General features: G+C 63.3%; 18 protein-coding genes and 1 tRNA gene. 14 read left to right on the forward strand and 5 right to left on the reverse strand.

All coding sequences use genetic code 11. The annotated features are described in order from the left end of the window. The first annotated feature begins 67 nt into the window (after nt 1-67). Complete coding sequence (locus CWS72_RS16040) at nt 68-469, forward strand: winged helix-turn-helix transcriptional regulator (RefSeq protein WP_101251635.1); 402 nt, start codon at nt 68-70, stop codon at nt 467-469. Here CWS72_RS16040 and CWS72_RS16045 read toward each other — a convergent pair. After that, nucleotides 443-3,973 carry an FIST N-terminal domain-containing protein gene (locus CWS72_RS16045; RefSeq protein ID WP_101251636.1) on the reverse strand — a complete coding sequence of 1,177 codons (3,531 nt, stop codon included), beginning with the start codon at nt 3,971-3,973 and terminating at the stop codon, nt 443-445. The genes CWS72_RS16040 and CWS72_RS16045 overlap by 27 nt on opposite strands. Nucleotides 3,974-4,169: 196 nt before the next feature. Further along, on the reverse strand, nt 4,170-5,414 hold the full coding sequence (locus tag CWS72_RS16050; RefSeq protein WP_101251637.1) for a PrpF domain-containing protein: 1,245 nt from the start codon (nt 5,412-5,414) through the stop codon (nt 4,170-4,172). A gap of 1,113 nt (nt 5,415-6,527) precedes the next feature. Here CWS72_RS16050 and CWS72_RS16055 point away from each other — a divergent pair. Further along, entirely contained in the window at nt 6,528-7,292 is a 765-nt protein-coding gene (locus CWS72_RS16055; RefSeq protein ID WP_199175725.1) for a MipA/OmpV family protein, read from the forward strand. A 98-nt stretch (nt 7,293-7,390) separates the two neighbouring features. Here the strand turns inward: CWS72_RS16055 and CWS72_RS16060 are convergent, their stop codons facing one another. Next, a complete protein-coding gene (locus CWS72_RS16060; RefSeq protein WP_101251639.1) occupies nt 7,391-8,569 on the reverse strand; it encodes a citrate synthase family protein in 1,179 nt (392 codons plus the stop codon). 131 nt (nt 8,570-8,700) lie between these two features. Here CWS72_RS16060 and CWS72_RS16065 point away from each other — a divergent pair, with 131 nt between their 5' ends. The 3 genes from CWS72_RS16065 (at nt 8,701) to CWS72_RS16075 (ending at nt 10,979) form a co-directional block, all read left to right on the forward strand. Beyond that, a complete protein-coding gene (locus CWS72_RS16065; protein ID WP_241911757.1) occupies nt 8,701-10,095 on the forward strand; it encodes a CoA transferase in 1,395 nt (464 codons plus the stop codon). Nucleotides 10,096-10,144: 49 nt separating this feature from the next. Further along, a complete protein-coding gene (locus tag CWS72_RS16070; RefSeq protein WP_101251641.1) occupies nt 10,145-10,639 on the forward strand; it encodes an ester cyclase in 495 nt (164 codons plus the stop codon). Between the two features lie 97 nt (nt 10,640-10,736). Further along, entirely contained in the window at nt 10,737-10,979 is a 243-nt protein-coding gene (locus CWS72_RS16075) for a GNAT family N-acetyltransferase (RefSeq protein ID WP_241911759.1), read from the forward strand. 149 nt (nt 10,980-11,128) lie between these two features. Here CWS72_RS16075 and CWS72_RS16080 read toward each other — a convergent pair. After that, nucleotides 11,129-11,203 (reverse strand) — tRNA-Gly (locus tag CWS72_RS16080). A gap of 172 nt (nt 11,204-11,375) precedes the next feature. Here CWS72_RS16080 and trxA point away from each other — a divergent pair. Genes trxA through CWS72_RS16100 form a run of 4 tightly spaced genes read left to right on the forward strand, consistent with a single transcriptional unit; the run spans nt 11,376 to nt 13,600 of the window. Further along, nucleotides 11,376-12,326, forward strand: coding sequence for a thioredoxin (gene trxA, locus CWS72_RS16085; protein WP_241911758.1), 951 nt, complete (start codon nt 11,376-11,378; stop codon nt 12,324-12,326). Nucleotides 12,327-12,331: 5 nt separating this feature from the next. Then, nucleotides 12,332-12,994 (forward strand): LON peptidase substrate-binding domain-containing protein, encoded by a 663-nt coding sequence (locus tag CWS72_RS16090; protein WP_101251643.1) that lies wholly within the window; start codon nt 12,332-12,334, stop codon nt 12,992-12,994. A gap of 32 nt (nt 12,995-13,026) precedes the next feature. Continuing rightward, nucleotides 13,027-13,230, forward strand: a complete 204-nt coding sequence (locus tag CWS72_RS16095) for a Trm112 family protein (RefSeq protein WP_101251644.1) — start codon at nt 13,027-13,029, stop codon at nt 13,228-13,230. 4 nt (nt 13,231-13,234) lie between these two features. Next, nucleotides 13,235-13,600 carry a gamma-butyrobetaine hydroxylase family protein gene (locus CWS72_RS16100; RefSeq protein WP_101251645.1) on the forward strand — a complete coding sequence of 122 codons (366 nt, stop codon included), beginning with the start codon at nt 13,235-13,237 and terminating at the stop codon, nt 13,598-13,600. 225 nt (nt 13,601-13,825) lie between these two features. Here the strand turns inward: CWS72_RS16100 and CWS72_RS16105 are convergent, their stop codons facing one another. Beyond that, nucleotides 13,826-17,404, reverse strand: a complete 3,579-nt coding sequence (locus CWS72_RS16105; protein ID WP_101251646.1) for a hydantoinase B/oxoprolinase family protein — start codon at nt 17,402-17,404, stop codon at nt 13,826-13,828. A 165-nt stretch (nt 17,405-17,569) separates the two neighbouring features. Between CWS72_RS16105 and CWS72_RS16110 the strand changes: the two genes are divergently transcribed. The 5 genes from CWS72_RS16110 to CWS72_RS16130 all read left to right on the forward strand — a co-directional run bounded on the left by CWS72_RS16110 (nt 17,570) and on the right by CWS72_RS16130 (nt 22,551). Then, nucleotides 17,570-18,469 (forward strand): LysR family transcriptional regulator, encoded by a 900-nt coding sequence (locus CWS72_RS16110; RefSeq protein WP_101251647.1) that lies wholly within the window; start codon nt 17,570-17,572, stop codon nt 18,467-18,469. Nucleotides 18,470-18,617: 148 nt separating this feature from the next. Next, nucleotides 18,618-19,889, forward strand: coding sequence for an ABC transporter substrate-binding protein (locus tag CWS72_RS16115; protein WP_101251648.1), 1,272 nt, complete (start codon nt 18,618-18,620; stop codon nt 19,887-19,889). A 63-nt stretch (nt 19,890-19,952) separates the two neighbouring features. Beyond that, the gene (locus tag CWS72_RS16120; RefSeq protein WP_101251649.1) at nt 19,953-20,828 is read left to right on the forward strand and encodes a branched-chain amino acid ABC transporter permease; all 876 of its coding nucleotides are present in this window, start codon (nt 19,953-19,955) and stop codon (nt 20,826-20,828) included. Next, nucleotides 20,825-21,835, forward strand: a complete 1,011-nt coding sequence (locus CWS72_RS16125) for a branched-chain amino acid ABC transporter permease (RefSeq protein ID WP_101251650.1) — start codon at nt 20,825-20,827, stop codon at nt 21,833-21,835. The genes CWS72_RS16120 and CWS72_RS16125 overlap by 4 nt, the downstream gene beginning before the upstream one ends. Further along, complete coding sequence (locus tag CWS72_RS16130; protein ID WP_101251651.1) at nt 21,832-22,551, forward strand: ABC transporter ATP-binding protein; 720 nt, start codon at nt 21,832-21,834, stop codon at nt 22,549-22,551. The genes CWS72_RS16125 and CWS72_RS16130 overlap by 4 nt, the downstream gene beginning before the upstream one ends. The last annotated feature ends 1 nt before the right edge of the window (nt 22,552 follow it).

Below are 22,552 nucleotides of genomic sequence, written 5' to 3' on the forward strand. Positions count from 1 at the left end.
TATATTCTAGATACCTAGCGTCAATCAGGCACCTCAAGTCTATCAGGTATACTCAAGGAAACCGCCCATGTCCGACTGCCGTCCCGAAAGCTTCTCCTCGGATTGTCCGAGCCGCCTTCTCTTCGACCAGATCGCCGACAAATGGTCGATGATGATCCTGGTCGTTCTGGATGCCGGACCGCTCCGCTTCAACGCGGTCAAGCGTCGCCTGGAAGGGGTCACCCAAAAGGCACTGACCCAATGCCTGCGACGCCTGGAACGGAACGGATTGGTGTCGCGGCGCGTCATTCCAATATCGCCCGTCGCCGTCGAATATGAGATCACCCCGCTCGGACGCACGCTCCAGCCACCCTTCAAAGCCCTCTATGCCTGGATGATGGCCCATCTCCCCGAGGTCGAGGCGGCGCGTCAAGCCTTCGATCGGCGATTGGCCGCACCCTCCTCAGTCGACATCCGGCTCGACCGGTAGACGCACGACGAAAGTGGCGCCGGCGGCATCGGTTTCCTCGACGTAAATTTCTCCTCCGTGCTTGTTGACCACCATATTCCGGCAGATTGCCAATCCCTGACCGGTGCCTTTTCCAACGGCCTTGGTGGTGAAAAAGGGATCGAAAATCTTATGGCGAAGCGCCGCCGGCACTCCCGGTCCGCTATCCGCGACGCGGATCTCGATAAAATCGCCGTCCAGCCGGGTGGAGATACGAATGACCCCCAGCCTGGCCGGCGTGATCGAGCCGATGGCATGGGCGGCATTGACGATAAGGTTCAAGAGAACCTGATTGATGTCGGAGGGGAAACAGGCAACCGCCGGCAGGTCGGGATCGAGGTCGGTTTCCATCGTCGCCACCTGTTTCCATTCGTTGCGCGACACGGTGATCGTACTGCTGATGGCACGGTTGATATTCGCCGCCACCTTCGTGGCCGTCCCGGGATGCGCGAATTCCCTCATCGAACGCACGATATGGGCGACATGATCGATGCCGTCCAATGACTCGGTGATGGACTGCGGCAATTCCGTCAGCAGGTAATCGATATCCTTGTCGCCGAAAAACCGGGTCGCCTCGTCGGCGTGATGCGTCTCGTCAAGCAGGGTCTTCAGTTTGGTGATGACCTCGGCGAGACCGCCCAGGCTTTTGCGCACGAACTGCAGGTTGTCGCCGACATATTGGATCGGCGTATTGATTTCGTGGGCGATGCCGGCCGCCAATTGCCCCACGCTGGCCAGGCGAGACGCCTGGAAGGCCTCCCGTTGGGCCTCTTTCAGCGCGTCGATGCTGCGGAACGAAACGATGGCCATGCGTCGGCGATCACCCTCGTTGAGGGGCGAGGTGGCATAGGCCACGGTCAACCGCCCGCCCGATTCGGTTACGAAAACAGCATCGTCGTCGATCACCGTCTTTCCGTTCTCGATGACCTGACGGAAGGGACTGTCGATGAAATTGATTTCCGCGCCGGCTATCTGGAGACGGAGGACCTCGTCCAGTTCCCGTTCGGCCAGGTGCCGGATCCCCAGCCAGCGATGAGCCGAGCTGTTGGCGAAAACGATAACGCCGTTATCGTCGACCAGCAGGACGCCTTCGAACAGGCTGCCGGTGATCGCCAGCAACCGCCCCTGGCTGTCACGCAAGGCGCGCTCGATCCGCGCACGCTTATCGATTTCCGCGGACAGCTTGCGGGTACGCTCCACCACTTGGCTCTCCAACTCCTTCTGATAGTCGACGAGGCTGTTTTCGTAATACTTTCGCAACGAAATATCGCGAAATACCAGCACCGCGCCCGCGGCGCTGTCCTCCTCGTGAATCGGGGCGAGCACATATTCGGCGACGAATGCCGATCCGTCGGCGCGGGTGAAGGTCGCCTCCCGGGTTTCCCCCGCTTCGCCGTCCAGCGGCTCATGCGACGGATCCTCGGCGGCGCTCATGCCGCCCAGGACGCGGCGATAGTTGAGTCCGTCGAGGAGTTGGGGGGTGACCCCCAGCATCCGGCAGGCGGCGGAATTGGCGAAGGTGACCGCCTCAGCGGTGTCGATGCCGATGATTCCGTCTCCCGCCGAGTCGAGGATCAGCTTGTAACGCTGCTTCAGGGCTTCGATTTCCTGTTCCCTGCGCTTCAGTTCGGTGACATCCGTATGGGTGGCGACAATGCCGCCATCCCGCATCCGGTATTCCCGGCTGACGGTCCATTGGCCGGCGGCTATCTGATGGAGATGCCCCGCGCCGTCGGCGCGGTGATGATGGGCGATGCGCTCGGCCAGGAAGGTCTCCAAGGCCTCTCCCTCATAGCCGTAAAGTCCGTGCTCTCCCACTGCCCGCGCGATCTCGGCGAACGTCCGGCCCGGTTTGATGATCTCGCCGCTTCCCTCGAAGATGTCCCGGTATTGACTGTTACAGATGACCAGCCGGTCATCCTTGTCATAAAGGGCGAACCGCTCGTTGATGGTTTCGATGGCGTCGGCCAGTTGGCGTTCGGCCTGTCGAGCCCGTTCTTCCGTCGCCAATTCGCTGGCGATGGTGGTGCGGATGCTATCCAGCGTCCTGCGGACATTCGTGCTCTCGGTCATCATGCCCTCGATGCCGCGCGCGAGAATGGCGCTGGCCCCGAAATGCACCGCCAATCGCCGCGTCATCTCCGAGCGAAGACGATTGAGGATCTCGATCCGGTTCAGATGGCATCTGATGAAATAGTTACTGAAGGACGCGTAATGCGTGGGGAATGAATCAACGAAATCATTCTTGAATATTTCATCCCCATCCTCAAAGAAAACAACGGCCGTCAATGTTTGATTGATATTTATGCCGAATAGTTCTCCAAATGTTGAAAATCCGGCAACCGGAATTTTCCACAAGCCGGAAAGATCCGCCAGGGCGCTCTCGTTGTTGAGCCGGCGCAGGATGCAGTCGTTGAGCAACGCCGCCAGCGGCGGCGGCTTGCCCCGCAGAAAAGTTTCGATATCGAGACGTGTTTGCTCGGCGAAGTCGGTGGCCTGCAAAAGATGCAGTTCGTCGCCCGGATTGACATCGCAAAAGAAGGTGGTGAAACCCGTTTCCAGATCCATCCTGGCGACCGATCGGACAAACAGCTCGCCATCGAGATCGATACCGAAGGTATGACCTTTCAAATTTTCCATGATCGAGGCGGGGGGGACGGCCAAGACCACGGCCAGGGCATCGATGAAGGGAATCACCTCGCCGCTGATCGGATTCAAAACCGTCGCCACCGTGCGGCGATCCGGATCCGCGTCGACGACGACGAAGGACGTTCCCGTCTTGCGGAAGTTCTGGCTTTTCAGAACACCATATCGCTTGCCGGGGGCCAGCTTGACGAAGGCGAGGACGGCATGGTTTTCCAGCACCTGCCGGCCATCGAAAAGATAGGTGTGCTTGAAATCGAGCTTTCCTCCGGCCGACCCGCCGACGAACAGGCAGGGAAACCTGGCCGACCGGTAGATCGCCTCCATCAGGTAATTCTCGCAAGCCGACAGGCCGTCGACGAAGGTCAGCGCCAGGCTGTCCCGGGCATCCAGACGAAATGAGGGGCTCACCGAAGCCAGGGATCGGACGATGCGCTTGACCCGGTCGTCGCGGGACAGGGTGGGCGAGCCTTGCCGGATATCGTCGTTATGCAGGCAAACCGTGTGAATGCTCGCCGAGGCCAGCAGATCGGGGGAAAAGATCTGAATGACGACCGAGGTCCAGTCGGTGCCGGCCGGCTTATAGAGCGGGCCGGGCAAACCGCTGGAGCAGAGTTCGCCGGCCGTCGACATCGCCAGAACGGGCGTGGCGCCCCCGAGGTGCCGCAGACGCGCCGTGACGGCGGGAAAATCCAGATAGGGCGAAATGAACGCGACGGCCAGCGGCGATGGACGACCGGCGAAGAGGAAATCATCCGCGCCTATTCCGGCCAGACCATCATCGGTTTCAAGGATTCGGACCGGAAGAGGGAAACCCGGGCCCGCCTGCGGATCGATCGTCATACGCCTCTCCCATCCGATGAACCTTGGCCGCCAGGATCGGTATCGTCCCGGCCTCCGTTCATGACGGCTTGTTCCTATCCCCAAGCGCGTGCCGATCGGCTCCTCTTGGTTGGATGGCGCGTTCGATTTCGCCTTAAAATAGAATATCCAGAGATACCACTTCCGAGAAGAGACAATGCGCGAAGACCGCCCCCTTTCAAGCGGTCCCGTCGTTGGAGGCATTCGCCAGCAGCGCCTTCTTCAGCGCCTCGGACGCCCGATAGAGGGGGACCTGCCCGCGCAGCAGAACCTGGGCGCTGCGCCGATAGGCCGCGCTCCGGACCTCCAGGCCGTCCTTTGCGGCACGCGCGACGACCGTGGCCTCCAGCACGCCCGCCGGATTCTCGATGCCGACGACGGTCTCGGTGAAGTCGGGGCCGATGGCCGGCAATCCCCGCACCATGCGGGAAGCGACGCTGCCCTGGATCAGCGCGGCGGCGGCAAGGCAGCATCCACCCGACACCGCCATCGAGGCATGGGCGGTCTGCGGGGTGAAATAGCGCACCGCGATCGACCCGCCCGCCGCCGCCGGCGCGACGATACAGACCTTCGGGATGGTCTCGCTGCGCGCCAGATCATCCGTCGTCATCGGCTGGCCGTCGCGCCGCTTCAGACCCATGAGAAGACCGGCCTCGACCCAGACGGCGCGCAGCGCCTCCATGAAGACCTTATCGCCCTCAAGCTCGGCGATCGGCTCCAGCGCGGTCTTGCCGAACTCGGCGGCGTCGGCGATCACCATGGGCACGGCCACGTCCACGCATGACACCGTATGGCCGGCCACGCGGTCGCAAATCTGTCCGGTCGGCAACAGTCGCCCCGTTTTCGACCCGACCGGATCATGGAGAAACAGGTCCACGCTCGGAAAAGCCCCATCGACGCCGGGAATTTCGGCCGCCACGAACAGGCCCCGGGCGTCCCGCGCCATGCGGCCGGTGGTCACCACGCCCGTATTGGTGTTGCGGATGTCGATTTCCAACGATCCTTCCGTCCACCCGGCCAGACCGCAGTCGAGCGCCCAGAGCGGCAGGGCGGCGGACATGTTCCCGCAATTCACGCTCCAGTCGATCGCCGCATGATCGGCGGCCAGTTGCGCCAGCGTGCTGACCAGGCGGGTCCGGCCATCCGCCGTCTCGGTATCGACGAAGAAGACCTTGTTGCTGGTCGCCGTCCCCCGGCCCAGGCCGGTGATCTGCCGGTTGCCACGGCGATCGCCTTCCAGCGGCACCCCCATGAGATGGCGCAGCAGTTCTTCCCGCAAGGCGGGATCGGACGGGGCGAGGCGCTCCCAGATGGCCAGACCGGTCGAGGTGCCGCCGCGCATGTGATGCACCGGGAATTCGACCACGCCCGAGTCTGTCCGGATCTGAAAGCCGGGAAGCCCGGGAAGAGTGGGAAGGACCATAAGCCGTCTCCTTGAGGATGGAACGCCGTCGACGTCATGCTCTTGGACCCTAGCCGCCGCCGGCTTGAATTTCCAGAGTTTCACCGGTTCGGCGGCTTTCATCATTTCTGACAAGGGGCGCTATTCTCCACCCCTTGACTTTATATATAACTGGGGAGCGATGGATAATTTATGGTTTAAGTGCTTAAATATACGTCTCTCGCATCGGTTTTATTAGAGCTGACCTCGCGGTTGACTGGGAGGCCGGGAGGCCGGGAACGATGGCGACCGATTCGAAACTGGCCCGCAAAGTCCGTATCCGTTATCGCGATGTCATGACGCGATAAAGCAATCAAAAGATACGGATTCAGGCAGATGATCCGCGAGAGGCGGGAACCAGAACGCAATGGCCGACCCGCGGATGAAACAAAATGCTGATAGAGGAGGTTCCGATGACCTCTTTTTTACTTCTTATATTCTATGCATCTCTTGGTGTATTCCTATATGAATACTACGTTCTTTTTTCATATCGGCCAAACAAGACCCATCACGAAGATAACGTCAAGATAATGGACCACCATTTACCACTTTGCAGCTCCTGAGGGTTTCCTTCAGTGGGGCCACGGCTTTGGCGGGAGTGATCACTTTTCGGCGGATCTGAGTAGCTTCCGAAGCTACCGCTGAGGCTTTTCCGCCGCCTATGCTGGATCGGAGCGGTCCCTTTTTGGCAAATCTGAGTAGTTTCCGGGGCTACCGCTGAGACTTTGCCGCCGCCTATGTTGGACCTGCTTGTTGTCACGTCCGGACGATTCCGATGGCCGTCGGATTACCGGTCTCCCCAACCGCGGCGATCGATTTCGTGCGCGATGCCCGCCGGCCATCTCAAGGCGGTCGCTCTGACAGCGGCGGCCGGGCACTCTGGAAAAAAGCGCATATCGGCTAAGACGCGCGCGTCGTCGGCTCGACTCGGCGCTCCGCCCGGTCTCTCGCCTCGCTTTTTTGTGGAGTAACCGTTTCATGCCATCACTCGATTTCAGCATTGGCCGGAGAATTCATCTTTGGTCCCCCCGGAACTTGCGGCTGCTATGGGCGTCGCTCGTTGCCGGGCTTTGTCTGATCGGTTCTGGTGCTGCCATGGCTCAGACCCCGGCGCCGCTTGGCGAATGGCAATATTCTGCGGGAATCGCTCTGCGTTCGATGTTTCAAGATCCCCTGCCAACCTGGGATGGCAACGTCGGCATCGCAGTGTCGGGCCAGCCGCGCTATCCGGGTTCCAGCCAATATCACATCGAACCCGGCCCGACCTTCGATCTTCGCTACAAGGATATCGCCTTTCTGTCGGCCGGTGAGGGTTTGGGGGTCAACATCCTGCACGACAAGGCTTATCGGGTTGGAATAGCGCTGGGTTACGATGTCGGGCGCGACCAGGATAGCGGCCGGCATCTGCACGGGATGGGCGATATTTCACCGGCGGCCGAGCCCAAATTGTTTGCTGAATATGTCCTTTTTCCGGTTGTCCTGCGCGGCAATATCCGGCGGGGAATCGGCGGCAATGATGGTTGGATCGGCGATCTCAGCGCTTACATGCCGGTCTACGGCTCGGAGAAATTCTTCATCTTCGCCGGCCTGACCACGACCTACACGGACTCGACTTATCAGCGCGCATATTATGGCGTGACCCCTTTGCAATCCAGGCGAAGTGGATATCGCATTTTCACGCCGGGCAGCGGGTTTGAAAGAGCCGGCTTTGGCACCAACCTGGTTTGGTATTGGAACGACCATTGGTTCTGCACCGCCGAGGGCGCGGTCCAGAGACTTGTCGGCGATGCCGAAAGCAGCCCGCTGACCGCCAGCAAAGTCCAGCTCGGGTTAAGCGGGAGTATCGGCTACCAGTTTTAACCCGGCGATCGGTGAACCGGGTGCCGAGGAGGGGGGAGCCGGAGACGCAGGCATCATATAAACCCTCAGGCTCTGGAGCGATTGTTTCGTCCCAGAGCCTAAGGACGCTCGCCCGTGTAGGCGGCACGCGGCCTGATGATGCCGGGGCTGGCGCGCTGCTCCAGACCATGAGCGATCCAACCGATGGAGCGGCCCAGCGCGAAAATGCCAAAGGCGGCGCCAATCGGCAATTTCAGATGGCGCCGAAGGGCTACGAGCGCAAAGTCGACGGATGGGCGCTGTCCAATCAATGAGAACGCCTGGTCGACGAATTGCTCCCATTCCGGATGTTGGGGAATAATCCGGGCAAGAAGTGCGCCGGCGCGTATATCACCGCCCGGATAGAGCGGATGACCGAAGCCGGGAAGATCTTCGCCGCGCGCAAGGCGCTCGCGCATTTTCCCGCCAACGTTACGAGAGCCGAGTTCGTCCCAAAGAACTTCGCCTCTTGCCGTGGCTGCGCCGTGGCGGCCCCCTGTAAGCGCCGCCAGACCACCGATGATCGCCGCCCGCAGACTGGCTCCGGTCGATGTGATGCAGCGGGCGGTGAAACTCGATGCATTCAATTCATGATCCGCGCACAGCACGAGCGCCATTCTGATCAATTCCGCGCCGCTTCGGTCGACATTCCATGCGCGGGCGCATTGCTCGTGGATTGGCGCGGCATCGGGCGTCGAGCCCAGCAGACACGCGGCCAGCGTCCGGACAAGAGAACCGCAACCTTCCGCCAGGCGCTGACGCGATTGCTGCCAAAGCGCCGTGTCGGCATCGTCGCTCGCCACGGTGAACAACGGCAGCAATGCCTCTTCGGCGCGTCGTCCCCGGTAAATCTTCATCAGGGCCGGCATTGCCTTGGAAAGCACGGGCGCGGGCGCGCCAAAAGCGATTTCCCCATCGCATTGCCATAGGTGCGCGGCGACCTGTTCAATGCTGTGCGTCTCCGCAAGCCTAAGCGCGTCGAACCCGCGATAGAATATCCGACCATCCTCGATCAGCGTGATAGCGGATTCGAGCACCGGCAAACCCCAGCTCAGCGCGGCTTTCGCAACCTCCTTCGGCTTGCGGCCTTTTGCTCGTTGCCGCGCGAGCCTGTCCACCTCGGTCGCAAGATATCGGCTCTCGCGATGGCTCGGCCCGGCTTCGGCGTGCAGCAGGCCGCGGCTCACATAGGCATAGAGGGTCTGCCGGGTAACGCCGAGACGGGCGGCGGCTTCGCTTGAAGACAGATAAGTCGGCATCGCACGGCCCCACCGAACTGGTTGATTATTATAATCAACGTTGACAATTATTATGGTGTCGCCAACTTTTCAATGACTTTTATGAATGTGAGGCGGCGATGATCGGCACCGTTTCAGTTGAAAGCGGAGACATGTCCGGGAACACCCCAGTTGACAGATATCTGCGCGAAATTTGGGAAACGGTGGGCGGCGATCCCGTCCATCTGCGCCATCTCGCGGCAACGGGAACGGGGGCGCTGCCATCCGTATTCCACGTCACCGATCTGGCCACGGCAACGATCGGTGCCGCATGTCTCGCCATCGCGGAGCTGGCGTCATTGCGGACGAACGTGTTTCCCGCCGTGCAGATCGATCGACGGCTCGCCTCCTTCTGGTTCCTCACGTCGCTGCGGCCGCAGGGATGGTCGATGCCCCCGCAATGGGATGCGGTCGCCGGCGATTATCAGACCGCCGACGGCTGGATCCGGCTGCACACCAATGCCCCGCATCACCGTGATGCCGCCATGGCGGTGCTGAAGACGCCGATCGATCGCAAGGCGGTGCGCCAAGCCGTGGCGGCGTGGGATGCAACGGCTCTGGAAACCGCGATCGTCAGGAACAACGGCTGCGCCGCCGCCATGCGCGGGGTGGCGGAGTGGGCCGATCATCCGCAGGGGCGCGCCGTTCATGCCGAACCGCTCCTGGACCGTACGAGCTTTAGCGGCCGCGGACAGCCTCCATGGCCCATGTCGGCAAATCGCCCGCTGCGCGGGATTCGGGTGCTGGACCTGACCCGCATTCTCGCAGGCCCGGTCGCGACGCGCTTCCTCGCGGCCTTCGGCGCCGAAGTGCTTCGCATCGACCCCCATGGCTGGGAAGAGCCCGTAACCGTGCCCGAGGTGGCATTGGGCAAGCGTTGCGCGCGCCTCGACCTGAAGAAGCCGGACGACAAGCTGGCGCTGGAAAAATTGCTCACTGAGGCCGATGTGTTCGTTCATGGCTACCGCCCGGATGCTCTCGCCGGTCTGGGCCTCGATCCCGCGCGACGCCGCGCGCTCAATCCCGGACTGATCGACGTCTGCCTGGACGCCTATGGCTGGACCGGCCCATGGAGCGGGCGGCGTGGTTTCGATAGCCTGATACAGATGAGCACCGGCATCGCCGATGCCGGCATGCGGGCGATGGGGCAAGACCGTCCGACGCCGCTGCCCGGGCAAGCGATCGATCACGCGACCGGCTACCTGATGGCCGCCGCGGCCGTCCGTGGCCTGATCGAGCGGATCCAGACCGGACGCGGTTGCAAGGCGCGGGCGTCCCTGGCGCGGACGGCGCGGCTGCTGATTTCGGGCGGCGGCCAGCCGATGGACTCGGCGCCTCTGGCGCCGGAGCGGCCCGACGATCTATCCGAAACGATCGAGCAAACCGGATGGGGGCCGGCGCGTCGTGTCCGTCCGCCGGCCTTGATTAGCGGCATTCCGATGTCATGGGACCTGCCGGCGTCCGGATTGGGATCGTTTCCTCCCGCCTGGACGACGGATAACCTCTGATCATACTATCAGACCTCCCGCGATAACGAGCCGTGAGGCTGAGATTTCAATGGAACGCAGAATATTTCTCGCCGGTGCGGCGCTTGCCGTGATGGCTCCCGCTATTCCCAGTCCGGCACGGGAGTCATTGGGGAGGCGCACGCTCGTTGAGCGGTTCGCCGCGACATTGAGTGCGCATGACCTTTCAGCCTTTGGCGCGCTTTTCGCGGATGATTACGTGAACCATCAGATAAGCGCCGCCGCTCCGGCGCCCCCGACCGGTTTAACGCCGAAGCAGGCCACGGTTGGCTATTTCGCGGCAAGACTGGCGGGCATGCCGGACCTCCAGGTCGCGATAGAATCCGCCGTGACGGCTGACGACAAGGTGGCGGCGAGCTTCGTCTATACCGGCACGCATGGGGGATCTTACTTCGGAATTGCCCCAACGGGCCGGGCGCTTCGCTTTACTTCCTGCGACATTTTCCTGGTACGAAATAACCTGCTCGCCGAGCACTGGGGCATGGGCGACATTGCTGGCATCCTTGCTCAACTGAGGGCCCGTTAAACGATAAGTGATCGTCTAACGGGCCCTCAGCGGACTTGCCCTGGCCGAGGCACCCGGCGGCACCCGGCGAAACATGCCGGACCCGATACCGATGGCGATGCTGGGACGCCTCGCGGTACACCGGGACCGACAGCGGCAGGGACTCGGGGTTGCCTTGCTACAGGATGCGGTGCTTCGGATCCGCCAAGCGGCGACAATTCTTGGGATACGCGGCATTCTCGTCCACGCGATCTCCGAGGAGGCAAAAGCGTTCTATTCCCGCCACGGCTTTGTCGCAGGCGTCGGAAGCCCCATGACGCTCATCCTGTCGCTCACTCCGGAAACTACTGGTACGTCATAGGGGCGGGGAGCCTTGTATTTCCAGGGCGTGCCGAGGTTGACCGAGCTTACCCCGGTTTCCCACCAACTGCTTCCGCCAAAATAGCGGCAGGCCATAGAAGCAAAAAACAGCCCGAAGGCCGTTTTTTAAGCATCTGACATTAGGAAATTTGGAGCGGGCGAAGGGATTCGAACCCTCGACCCCAACCTTGGCAAGGTTGTGCTCTACCCCTGAGCTACGCCCGCTCAAATTGGCGTCGCCACCCTGTCGGGCGGCGTTGGGAGCCCGGATAATACGCAAAGTCGTCTTGTTTGCAAGCACGAATTTCGTTTTGCATAATGACGGTCGTCGAGGAAGCCGCCTTTGGACTTGCCAGAGGCGGCGGCCCGGTCCATCTATTGGCTTGATCGATTATCGATGACGAAAGGCAAGGACGCGGGGATGGAGATTCTGTTCAACGGCAGCGCCAAGGCCGGACAGGCGGCGGGCGGCAATTTCGTCAAGGATGGCGATACGGCAACCTTCGTTCAGGACGTCATCGAACCTTCGATGAAGACGCCGGTCATCGTCGATTTCTGGGCGCCCTGGTGCGGCCCCTGCAAGACCCTGGGTCCGCTTCTGGAAAAACTGGTCAACGCGGCCGGCGGCGCGGTGCGTCTGGTCAAGATCAACGTGGACAAGAATCAGGAACTGGCGGCGCAGATGCGCATCCAGTCCATTCCCGCCGTCTACGCCTTCAAGGACGGCCAACCCGTCGACGGTTTCGTCGGAGCCGTGCCGGAAAGCCAGGTCAAGGCGCTGATCGAGCGGATGGCCGCCGGCAGCACCGCCGGCGCCGGGCCGACCACCGAGGAGATCCTGGCCGAAGCCAAGGCCATTCTGGCCGAGGGCGACCCGGCCGGTGCCATGGCCGTGTTCCAGGAAGTCCTGGCCCAGGATCCGACCAATGCCCCGGCTTACGCCGGCTGCCTGCGCTGTCTGATCCAGGCCGGCCAGATAGAGGAGGCCAAGCGCCGGCTGGAGAAGTTGCCCGAGGCGCTGGCCGGGCATGCCGAGATCGCCGCCGTCAGAACCGCCATCGAACTGGCCGAGCAGGCGACCCAGGCAGGACCCGCCGCCGATCTTCGCCGGACGCTGGCAAGCGATGCCGACAATCATCAGGCCCGCTTCGATCTCGCCATGGCCCATTACGCCGCCGGTGAACGGGAGGCCGCGGTGGACGAGCTGCTTGAGCTGTTCCGCCGCAACCGCGCCTGGAACGAGGAAGCCGCCCGCAAACAGCTGGTCAAGCTGTTCGAGGCCTTCGGCCGGTCCGATCCGCTGACCCAGTCGGCGCAACGCCGCCTGTCCAGCCTGATGTTTTCGTGACCCCGATGGCGCGAGCATTTCACCCGCGCCTGGAGGATCTGCCCCGGATCCTTCCCGTCTTCCCGCTGAGCGGCGTCCTGCTGCTGCCGCAAGGCAAGCTGCCGCTCAATATCTTCGAACCGCGCTATCTGGCGCTGGTTCAGGACGCGCTGGCCTGGGGCCGGATTTTTGGCATGATCCAGCCCAGCGCCCCCCCCTCGGGCCCGGCGGAACCGCCGATTTTCGAAATCGGATGCGCCGGCCGGATCAGCAGTTTCGATGAAACCGACGACGGGCGCCTGCTGGTCACCCTGACCGGGGTCTGCCGCTTCCGCGTTGCCGAAGAGGTCGAGGCGACGCGGGGCTATCGGCGCGTCGCGGCCGATTGGGCGCCCTACGCCGAGGATCTGGCGGAGGAGCCGCAGATCACCGTGGATCGACCCCGTCTCTTCTCGGTGCTGAAGCCGTTCCTCAAGCTGCACAGTATGGATTTGAACTGGAAGGCCATCGAAACCGCCAGCGATCTGGCGCTGACCGTATCATTGGCCATGGCCTGTCCGTTCGAACCCCGCGAGAAACAGGCCCTTCTGGAATCGGCCGACCCCAGCCACCGCGCCGAAACCCTGACCGCCCTGATGGAAATGGCGGTGGCCGAGGCCAATACCGGCAAGGGAACCCTTCGCCAATGACCGGATCCGTCAATCGACTTTAAGGAAGACCCATGACCGACCGTACGCCGGGAATCGACCCAAAACTTCTGGAAATCCTCGTCTGCCCGCTGACCAAGGGACCGCTCAGCTACGACGCCGAGCACCAGGAGCTGATCAGCGAGAAGGCGCAGCTCGCCTATCCGATCCGCGACGGCATTCCGATCATGCTGCCCGGCGAGGCCCGTCCGCTGGGCGATGCGGCGACGGTGTCCTGACGCCATGGCCGATCCCACGGAAATCCGCTACGAAAAGGCCAGCCATACCCTTTTCGTCGCCTTCGACGACGGATGCAATTTTGCCCTGCCGGCCGAACTGCTGCGCACCCAGAGCCCCTCGGCCGAGGTGCAGGGCCATGCGCCGTCCGAACGCAAGCTGATCTCGGGACGCCGCCATGTCGGCATCACCGGCATCGAACCGGTGGGCAATTACGCCGTCCGCCTGATCTTCGACGACCTGCACGATTCCGGGCTTTTCAGTTGGAGCTATCTCCATCACCTGGGCGAGAACCAGGCCGAGATCTGGCAGGCCTATCTCGACGAACTGGCCGCAGCCGGCCTGACCCGCGACCCGCCGGGCCGGGCGTAATCACCGGCCTCCGGGCTTCGTTGGAAATTTTGAACCACCAAGACACCAAGGCACCAAGGCGTTTCCCGATATATCCGGCCGCGTGGCGGATCCAGGAAGAATGCGCGCCGCAGGCATCGCCCTTTCATCCCACGGATATCGATCGGATGAGCGGGTGAATGCCTGCGGAGCACTCCGTCACCTTGGTGTCTTGGTGCCTTGGTGGTTCGATTCCACTCTTCCTCTTCACGCCTTCCCGTAACCGCCGCCGCCGGGGGTTTCGATGACGAAGACGTCGCCTTCGGCCATCTCGGTTCCCCCGGTGTAGCCCAGATCCTCGACCGTTCCGTCGGCCCGCTCGACGCGGTTGCTGCCCGGCTTGCCGTCCTCGCCGCCGGCCAGACCGAAGGGCGCCGTGCGCCGCCGGTTGGACAGGATGGCGGCGGTCATCGGCTGGTTGAAGCGGATGCGGCGGATCACCCCGTCGCCGCCGGCATATTTGCCGGCCCCGCCGGAACCGTGGCGGATCTCGAAGCTGTCCACCCGCACCGGGAAGCGCCATTCCAGGACTTCAGGATCGGTCAGGCGGGAATTGGTCATGTTGACCTGCACCGCCGCCGTGCCGGGGAAGCCGTCGCCGGCGCCAGAGCCCCCGGCGATGGTTTCGTAATATTGATAGCGGTCGTCGCCGAAGGTGAAGTTGTTCATGGTGCCCTGGCCTGCCGCCATGACGCCGAGCGCCCCGTAAAGCGCGTCGACGATGGCCTGCGAGGTCTCCACATTGCCGGCCACCACCGCCGCCGGCGGTCGGGGATCGAGCATGGAGGCCGGCGGGATGATGATCTCCAGTGGCCGCAGGCAACCGGCGTTCAAGGGAATCGGCTGATCGACCAGCGTGCGGAAGACATAGAGCACGCAAGCCTTGCAGATGGCCGAGGGGGCGTTGAAGTTGTTGGGCCGCTGTCCGGAGGTTCCGGTGAAGTCGACCACCGCCCGGCGGGCCGCCCGATCGACCCGCACGGAAACGCTGATCCTGCTTCCGTCGTCCATTTCGGTGGTGAAAGAGCCGCCCTCCATCACCGCCAGGACGTTGCGCACCGCCTCGGCGGCATTGTCTTGCACATGGCGCATGTAGGCGTGCACCACGTCGAGACCGAAATGGCCGACCATCCGCCGCAATTCCTGCATGCCTTTCTCGTTGGCCGCCACCTGGGCCTTGAGATCAGCGACGTTCTGATCGGGCAGACGGGCCGGATGGGGGCCGCTTGCCAGCAGCGAGCGCACCTCCTCTTCGCGGAAGGCGTCGTCCTTGACCAGCAGGAAGTCGTCGATGACGATCCCCTCCTCCGAGGCGTCGCGGCTATGGGGCGGCATCGATCCCGGCGTCACGCCGCCGATGTCGGCGTGATGGCCGCGGCTGGCGACGAAGAACAGGATCGACGATCCGGCCTCGTCGAAGACCGGCGTCACCACCGTGATGTCGGGCAGATGGGTGCCGCCGTTGTAGGGCGCGTTCATCATATAGACGTCGCCCGGCCGCATGCCGCCGGTGCGCGCCCGCAGGATGGCCTTGACGCTTTCACCCATGGAGCCCAGATGCACCGGCACATGCGGCGCGTTGGCCACCAGTTCGCCGTCACCGTCGAACACGGCGCAGGAGAAATCCAGCCGTTCCTTGATATTGACCGAATGGGCGGTGTTTTGCAGCACGGCCCCCATCTGGTCGGCGATGGACATGAACAGGCTGTTGAAGATCTCCAGCAGCATGGGATCGGCCTTGATTCCGACGTCGACGCTTTGCGGACGGGCAATCCGGCGGGTCAGCACCAGATGGTTCTTCGCCGTCACCGCCACCTGCCAATCGGGCTCGACCACCGTGGTGCCGGTCTCCTCGATCAGAATGGCGGGTCCGGCGAGGCTGGCGCCGGGCAGCAGCCCGGCCCGGTCATAGACGCGGGTATCGTGGAAGCGCCCGCCCGACCACATGGAAAGCGAGGACAGCGGCTCGGGCACCGCATCGGAAAGGGGAAGCTGCGGATCGTCGGCCGTCTCGCCGACACCCACCGCCTCGACCTCGACCAGTTCGGCAATCAGGGTGCGGCCCGGCGAGACGAACCCGAAGCGCTGGCGATGCGCCGCCTCGAAGGCCGCCACCATCTCGGAGAACGGCCCGGCCGCTATCGCCAGGGCGGTGTCGGACCCCTGGTAGCGCAGATGGACGCGGCGCAGCACGGAGACGGCGCGGATCAGCGACGCCTCGCCGGCCAGACCTTCGCGGGCCGTGGCCTCGAGGGCGGCGAATTCCCGCTCCAGCGTCGCCTCGAGATCGGGTGACAGCGGCAGTTCCAGGGCCTTTTCCCGCATGACGCGGAGATCGGCCAGACCGATGCCGTAGGCCGACAGCACGCCGGCGAAGGGATGCAGGAAGACGGTGTTTATCCCTAAGCGGTCGGCCACCAGACAGGCATGCTGGCCGCCGGCGCCGCCGAAGCTGCAAAGCGCGTAGCCGGCGATATCGCGGCCGCGCTGCACCGAAATGGTCTTGATGGCGTTGGCCATATTCTCGACGGCGATGCGTAAGTATCCTTCCGCCACCTCCTCGGGGCCGCGTCCGTCGCCGACCCGGGCGGCCAGCGCCTTGAAGCCGTCCCGCACCGCCCGCTCGTCCAGCGGCTGCCTGCCGTCCGGGCCGAACACCGCCGGAAAGTGACGGGCCTGCAGCTTGCCCAGCATGACGTTGCAATCGGTGACGGTGAGCGGTCCGCCCCGGCGATAACAGGCCGGACCGGGCACGGCGCCCGCGGAATCGGGACCGACGCGGAAGCGGCCGCCGTCGAAATGCAGGATGGAGCCGCCGCCGGCCGCCACCGTATGAACCTGCATCATCGGGGCGCGCATGCGCACGCCGGCCACCACCGTTTCGAAAGCCCGCTCGAAGGTGCCGTCGTAATGGCAGACGTCGGTGGAGGTGCCGCCCATGTCGAAACCGATGATGCGCGGAAAGCCGCCCATCTCGGCGGTCCGCACGCAGCCGACCACGCCGCCGGCCGGTCCCGACAGGATGGCGTCGCGGCCGTAGAAGCGTTCCGAGGAGACCAGCCCGCCGTTCGACTGCATGAACATGATCTTGACGCCGGGCAGCTCGCCCGACACCTGCTCGACATAACGGCGCAGGATGGGCGAGACATAGGAATCGACCACCGTGGTATCGCCACGCGCCACCAGCTTCATCAGGGGACTGGTCTCATGGCCGGTGGATACCTGGGTGAAACCGATTTCCCGGGCCAACCCGGCGATGCGCTTCTCGTGATCGGGAAAGCGATAGCCATGCATGAAAACGACGGCAACCGAGCGGATTCCGGCGGCGAAAGCCTCCTCAAGACCGGCGCGGGCGGCACCCAGATCCAGCGGCTGCAACAGCGTGCCGTCGGCGGCCAGGCGTTCGGGAACCTCGACCACCCGTTCGTAAAGCTGTTCGGGCAGCAGGATATGCCGGGCGAAGATGTCCGGCCGATTCTGGTAGCCGATGCGAAGCGCGTCGCGGAAGCCCTTGGTGATGGCGAGAACGGTGCGCTCCCCCTTGCGTTCCAGAAGCGCGTTGGTCGCCACCGTGGTTCCCATCTTGACCACGTCGATGAGGCCGGGCGGAACCGGCGCGCCGGAAGGCAGTCCCAAAAGATCGTGGATGCCCTGGATCGCCGCATCCCGATACCGCTCGGGATTATTGGAAAGCACCTTATGCGTCAGCAGGACGCCGTCGGGCCCGCGTCCCACGATATCGGTGAATGTGCCGCCGCGATCGATCCAAAATTGCCATCCGCTCATGCCGGAGTCCTTCCAAGAAGCGGGAGAAACAGCAGATTGTGCCTTGCCCCTGGCGGAACAATGATCACAACTGATAAAAATTTTTTATTGACTTGCTATGTCATCCATAAAATAAAATTGCATCAAAGTTGGAAAGCCGTCAAGCGGACGAAAGGTTTTAAGAGGATGGATCTGAAAGCTCTGGAAACCTTTGTCTGGGTGGCCCATCTGGGCGGATTCCGCACCGCCGCGGATCGGCTTAACGCCACGCAGCCGGCCATTTCCGCCCGTATCGCCCAGCTGGAGGAGGAGTTGGGCGTTCGTCTCTTCGATCGCGAATCCCGCCGGGCCACCCTGACCGAAAAAGGCTTGAACCTGCTGGGCTATGCCGAACGCATGCTGGCGCTCCGCTCGGAAATGGTCCAGGCGGTGGCGGAAAAAGGCTCGATGCGCGGCATCATCCGGCTGGGCGTGGCCGAATCCATCGTCCACACCTGGCTGTCGCGCCTGGTGGAACGGCTGCATTACCTCTATCCGGCGGTCAGCCTGGAGATCGAGGTGGATACCTCCTTCGTGATGCGCGAGGAATTGCTGGCCCATCAGTTGGATCTGGCCTTCCTGGTCGGTCCGATCACCGAACCGCAGTTGAAAAGCGTGCCCTTGTGCTCTTACGAGCTGGCCTGGGTGGCCAGCCCCAGCCTGCCGCTGCCGCCCGAACCGGTGCCGCTGAAGGACCTGGCCCGCTGGCCGATCATCACCTTCTCGCGCAATACCCGGCCCTACGGCGCCATCCAGGAAATGTTCAGCGGCGGCGACATGCCGGCGGTCAGGCTGTTCGGCAACAGCTCGCTGGCCACGGTGGTGCGCATGACCCTGGACGGCATCGGAGTCAGCGCCATCCCGCCGGTCATCATCAGCCGCGAACTGACCGACGGGCGCCTGAAGGTCTTCCAGGCCGAAGAGCCCCTGCCCCGATTGGATTTCGTCGCGGCCTATGCCAAGAAGCCTGATAGCCTGATGGCGGCCACCATCGTCAGCCTGGCCGCCGAGGTGGCGGCGACGCCGACAGCGGGCATTTCTCTCTGATAAATTTTCGTTATGTATGCCCATAGAAATTCCAGATTGGACAGGGGGGTGGGTACATGCTGAGATATTAATCAGTGATGAAAAATGAGGCATTTTTGGTGAGGCGCGCACCAGAGGCCGCGTCGAACGAGCGTGGGGAGTTAAGCATATGAAGCGATTGTTCCGTGGTTTGGGCCTGGGTGCGCTTGGCTGTCTTCTGCTGGCCTCCGCTGGCTTGATGGGCGCGGCGCGGGCGGAGGACGAGATCCGCATCGGCGCCATTTATCCGCTGACCGGCGCGGCCGCCGGGACCGGCGTCGAACTGAAGGCCGCCGCCGAATTGGCCGCCGCCATCGTCAACAAGGAAATCCCCCTGCCCGGCAATCTGGCCGCCGGCGCCGGCATGCCCAATCTCAAGGGCGCCAAGATCAAGCTCATTTTCGGCGACCATCAGGGCAATCCCCAGGTCGGCGCCACCGAGGCCGAGCGGCTGATCACCCAGGAACATGTGGTCGCGCTGATCGGCTGCTACTTCAGCAACGTCACCGCCACCGCCAGCCAGGTGGCCGAACGCTACGGCGTTCCCTTCCTCAACGCCTCCTCCTCCTCGACCCCGCTCACCGAGCGCGGCTTCAAGTGGTTTTTCCGCACCAGCCCGCATGACGATCTGTTCGTCGCCAATTTCTACGACTTCCTGAAGGCGGTGGAGCAGAAGAAGGGCGTTCAGTTGCGCAAGCTGGCGCTGTTCAACGAGAACACGCTGTGGGGCGGCGAGACCACCAAGATCGAAGTCAAGCTGGCCGAGGAGCAGGGCTTCACCGTCGCCGAGAAGATCCTCTATCCGGCCAAATCGACCCAGATGACGTCCGAGGTGCAGCGCCTGAAGGCCGCCGATCCGCAGGTCCTGATGCAGTCCTCCTATCTGGGCGACGCCATCTTGTCGATGAAGACCTACAAGGAACTGGGCTTCGCCCCGCCGATGGTGCTGGCCAACGACGCCGGCTTCTCCGACAGCGAATATCTGAAGACCCTGGGCAAGGACGGCAACTTCGTCTTGAGCCGCGAAGTCTGGGCGCTCGACCTCGCCGACCGCAATCCGCTGATCAAGCAGGTCAACGACCTGATGAAGGGCCGCAACGGGGTCAATCTGAACGGCAATTCGGCCCGCGTCTTCACCGGCGTCGCGGTGCTGGCCGACGCCATCAACCGCGCCGGCTCGACCCAGCCGGAGGCGATTCGCAAGGCCTTGCAGGAAACCAATATTCCGGCCGATCAGATCATCATGCCGTGGAAGGGCATCAAGTTCGACGAGAAGGGCCAGAACAGCCTCGGCACCGGCATCATCGTCCAGGTGCAGAACGAACAGTATCGCACGGTCTGGCCGTTCGACATCGCCACCGCCGACATCGTCTATCCCTTCCCCAAATGGGAAGGCCGCTGAAGCCAACCCGAGGGGCCGGCATCCCGCCGGCCCCTTGTTCCTGATCGATTCGGGTGAAGCCCCATGACCCATCTCACCATGACCATGCTGGCGCAAACGATCGTCTCCGGTCTGATGATCGGACTGATCTATGCCCTGATCGCCGTCGGCCTGACGCTGATCTTCGGCGTGATGGACATCGTCAATTTCGCCCATGGCGAATTCCTCATGCTGGGCATGTACGCCAGCTTCTGGGGCGCCTCGCTGTTCTTCCTCGACCCGCTGTTCACGCTGCCGCTGACCGCCTTGATGCTGTTCGCCGTCGGCGTGCTGGTCTATCGCCTGGTCATCCGCCGTATCCTGGCGGCGCCCATGCTGTCGCAGATCTTCGCCACCTTCGGCATGATGATCCTGTTGCGCGGGCTCGCCCAGTTCCTGTGGAAACCCGATCATCGCACCGTTCCCCACGCCCTGGTCGAGGGCAAGATCACCCTTTTCGGACTGCAGTTGGGCACGCCGCAGCTCACCGCCAGTCTGGGCGCCGTGCTGGTCACCGGCGGCTTGTGGTGGTTCCTGAACCGCACCCGCCTCGGCACCGCGCTGGAGGCCACCAGCATCGACCGCGAGGCCGCCACCCTGATGGGCATCAACTCCGAGCGCATGTTCGCCCTGGCCTGGGGCATCGGCGCCGCCTGCGCCGGCATCGCCGGGGCGTTGCTCTCGACCTATTTCCCGATCTTTCCCGAAGTGGGCGCGGATTTCATCCTGGTCGCCTTCGTCGTCGTGGTCCTCGGCGGCTTCGGCAGCGTGGCCGGCGCCTTCTGGGCCGGCATCATCGTCGGCGAGGTCGAGGTCCTCGGCGGCTTCTTCGTCGGCCCGGCCTATAAGAACGCCCTGGTGCTGTCCCTGTTCCTGCTGGTCCTGCTGTTCCGGCCGCGCGGCCTGATGGGGAAGGCATGATGGACCGCCTCACCCTCGTCAAACGGATCCTGGGCCTGGCGGTCCTGATCGTCGCGCTTGGCTTTCCGCTGATCGTCACCCAACCGACCATGGTCAACTTCGCCATTCTGATTCTGATGGCGGCGCAGTTGGGCGTGGCCTGGAACATCCTCGGCGGCTATGCCGGCCAGGTCTCCCTGGGCCATGCGGTGTTCTACGGCATCGGCGCCTATACCTCGTCGGTATTGGCGGCCAAATTCGGTCTCTCGCCCTGGCTCGGCATGCTGGCCGGAGGCGCCATCGCCAGCGGCTTCGCCCTGTTGATCGGCTGGCCCTGCTTCCGCCTGAAGGGCCACTATTTCGCCATGGCCACCCTGGCCATCGCGGCCATCGTCGAGGTTCTGGTAACCAACTGGGATTATGTCGAGGGCGCCATCGGCATCTATCTGCCGATGACCAACTCCGGATGGGCCGGCATGGTCTTCACCCGCAGCAAGACGCCCTATTTCTACATCGCGCTCGGCCTGTTGCTGCTCTCGCTGCTGGTCAGCCGGATCCTGCAGAAAAGCTATATCGGCTATTACTTTCGCGCCATCAAGGAAGACCCCGACGCGGCACGCTCGCTGGGCATCAATCTCGCCCGCTACAAGCTGGTGGCCATCGCCGCTTCGGCCTTTCTCACCGCCATGGGCGGCACGCTCTACGCCCAGAAGGAACTGTTCATCGATCCGGGCTCGGTGCTGGCCGGCTCGCTCTCCATCAAGATCGCCCTGATCGCCATTCTGGGCGGGGTCGGCACCTTGTTCGGACCGGTGGTGGGCGCCCTGGTGCTGATCGCCATCGAGGAATTCACCCGGCAGATCTTCGGCAGCACGGGAATGGGCACCGACATGATCATCTATGGCGGCATCATCGTGATCATCGCCATGTTCAGCCCGGGCGGCATCGCCGGCCTGCTGGGCGAATGGGAACGGGCGTGGCGGGCCAGGCGAAAGCTCGTCTACACCCCGCCGGGAGACGGAATATGACGCACGCCCCCCTGCTGGCGGTCGAAGGACTGCACATGATGTTCGGCGGCCTGGTGGCCAACCGCGACATCTCCTTTTCCGTCGGGGAAGGCCAGATCATCGGCCTGATCGGACCGAACGGCGCCGGCAAGACCACCTTGTTCAACTGTCTGGCCGGCTATTACCGGCCCAGCGCCGGGACCATCCGCTTCAACGGCGTCGCGGTCGGCGGGCAGACCCCGGAAGAGGCGGCGCGGCGCGGCATCGCGCGGACCTTCCAGATCGTGCGGATCTTTCCCGAAATGACCGTTCTGGAAAATGTCATGGTCGGCGCCATGCTGCGCACCAAGAAGGTCGCGGCGGCCCGCGCGGCGGCCGAGAACGAGCTGGTTTTCATCGGCCTCGATCACCGGAGCGACGTCAAGGCGGCGCAGCTCACCGTCTCCGAACAGAAGCGGCTCGAGGTGGCGCGCGCCCTGGCCACCCATCCCCGCCTGATTCTTCTGGACGAGGTCATGGCCGGCCTGACGCCGACGGAGGTGCGGGAAGCCTCGCAGATGGTCGTGCGCATCCGCGACCGCGGCATTTCCAGCATCATCGTCGAACATGTGATGGAAGGCATCATGCCGATCTCGAACCGCATCATCGTGCTTGACGCCGGCGTCAAGATCGCCGAGGACGCGCCCGCCGCCATAGCCCGGAACCCGGCGGTGATCGCCGCCTATTTAGGAGAGTAGC

It is taken from the genome of Telmatospirillum siberiense (assembly GCF_002845745.1).
GTDB classification, from domain to species: domain Bacteria; phylum Pseudomonadota; class Alphaproteobacteria; order Rhodospirillales; family Magnetospirillaceae; genus Telmatospirillum; species Telmatospirillum siberiense.

Excerpts from the sequence above, each read along its gene's own strand:
- CWS72_RS16075 (WP_241911759.1), top strand. The coding sequence starts at position 10,737 with ATGCTGGGACGCCTCGCGGTACACCGGGACCGACAGCGGCAGGGACTC.
- CWS72_RS16115 (WP_101251648.1), top strand. The coding sequence starts at position 18,618 with ATGAAGCGATTGTTCCGTGGTTTGGGCCTGGGTGCGCTTGGCTGTCTT.
- CWS72_RS16100 (WP_101251645.1), top strand. The coding sequence starts at position 13,235 with ATGGCCGATCCCACGGAAATCCGCTACGAAAAGGCCAGCCATACCCTT.
- CWS72_RS16090 (WP_101251643.1), top strand. The coding sequence starts at position 12,332 with ATGGCGCGAGCATTTCACCCGCGCCTGGAGGATCTGCCCCGGATCCTT.
- CWS72_RS16070 (WP_101251641.1), top strand. The coding sequence starts at position 10,145 with ATGGAACGCAGAATATTTCTCGCCGGTGCGGCGCTTGCCGTGATGGCT.
- CWS72_RS16040 (WP_101251635.1), top strand. The coding sequence starts at position 68 with ATGTCCGACTGCCGTCCCGAAAGCTTCTCCTCGGATTGTCCGAGCCGC.
- CWS72_RS16055 (WP_199175725.1), top strand. The coding sequence starts at position 6,528 with ATGGCTCAGACCCCGGCGCCGCTTGGCGAATGGCAATATTCTGCGGGA.
- CWS72_RS16095 (WP_101251644.1), top strand. The coding sequence starts at position 13,027 with ATGACCGACCGTACGCCGGGAATCGACCCAAAACTTCTGGAAATCCTC.
- CWS72_RS16045 (WP_101251636.1), bottom strand. The coding sequence starts at position 3,973 with ATGACGATCGATCCGCAGGCGGGCCCGGGTTTCCCTCTTCCGGTCCGA.
- CWS72_RS16110 (WP_101251647.1), top strand. The coding sequence starts at position 17,570 with ATGGATCTGAAAGCTCTGGAAACCTTTGTCTGGGTGGCCCATCTGGGC.
- trxA (WP_241911758.1), top strand. The coding sequence starts at position 11,376 with ATGACGAAAGGCAAGGACGCGGGGATGGAGATTCTGTTCAACGGCAGC.
- CWS72_RS16065 (WP_241911757.1), top strand. The coding sequence starts at position 8,701 with ATGTCCGGGAACACCCCAGTTGACAGATATCTGCGCGAAATTTGGGAA.
- CWS72_RS16105 (WP_101251646.1), bottom strand. The coding sequence starts at position 17,404 with ATGAGCGGATGGCAATTTTGGATCGATCGCGGCGGCACATTCACCGAT.
- CWS72_RS16130 (WP_101251651.1), top strand. The coding sequence starts at position 21,832 with ATGACGCACGCCCCCCTGCTGGCGGTCGAAGGACTGCACATGATGTTC.
- CWS72_RS16125 (WP_101251650.1), top strand. The coding sequence starts at position 20,825 with ATGATGGACCGCCTCACCCTCGTCAAACGGATCCTGGGCCTGGCGGTC.
- CWS72_RS16120 (WP_101251649.1), top strand. The coding sequence starts at position 19,953 with ATGACCCATCTCACCATGACCATGCTGGCGCAAACGATCGTCTCCGGT.
- CWS72_RS16060 (WP_101251639.1), bottom strand. The coding sequence starts at position 8,569 with ATGCCGACTTATCTGTCTTCAAGCGAAGCCGCCGCCCGTCTCGGCGTT.
- CWS72_RS16050 (WP_101251637.1), bottom strand. The coding sequence starts at position 5,414 with ATGGTCCTTCCCACTCTTCCCGGGCTTCCCGGCTTTCAGATCCGGACA.